This is a genomic window from Sulfobacillus harzensis, assembly GCF_012933365.1.
Classification (GTDB): Bacteria; Bacillota; Sulfobacillia; order Sulfobacillales; family Sulfobacillaceae; genus Sulfobacillus_B; species Sulfobacillus_B harzensis.
In genome coordinates this window covers 1-609 of record NZ_JABBVZ010000324.1, presented here as the reverse complement: position 1 = coordinate 609, position 609 = coordinate 1, and the positions used below count along the sequence as shown (strand labels likewise).

Sequence of the window (609 nt, the reverse complement as noted above, 5' to 3'; positions counted from 1 at the left end):
GCCCCAGAGCCTGGATGGCGCGTATCTCCTAATTTTACCGCAGCGGGGAACGTTTACACAAAAGATCTTACACCCTCAAGACAAAGGAGGCGATCGACTGCTTTCCCACCTCTCCCGGACTTCGTTGGAAGCGAGTCATGTCAGGCGAGAGGACGGCCCCCAGAATGAAGCTTCCGACGACCAAAGTAATGGCTGCCGGGAGGGATTCGTGGGCTGTCCCCGCGAAATGTACGATATGCTGATGCCCGATCGCAAGCGCATGAAGTAAGCCAGTCCCCATCAAGATGAGAAACAACGGCACGGTGATGTAGGCAGCCCATCCCATGAAGCGAATGCCACCCGCCACCAGCGTGGTGACCACGACACCGGAACCGAGGATCCAGGCCCAAAGAGGTCCCCCACCCCAAAGCGAACGGATGCCTTGGGCAAACAGAGCGTTTTGTACGCCAAACCATCCCATGACCGCGATTCCTGATATGAGACTGAAGAGTGCCGATCCGGTTTTTCCTAGACCCACTTGTCTTGTCAATCGGCTAGCAGCTTGTGTGCGTAGTCGGTCCGCGATGCCGTCGCTCCGCATGTAGAGTAGCCCGTTAACTCGACCCTCAG

1 protein-coding gene is annotated in these 609 nt (G+C 57.0%); it reads right to left on the bottom strand.

The annotated features are described in order from the left end of the window. Window positions 1-67 precede the first annotated feature (67 nt). Window positions 68-609, bottom strand: a 542-nt coding sequence (locus HIJ39_RS23310) for an SLC5/6 family protein (protein WP_476718355.1), incomplete at its 5' end; no start/stop codon positions are given.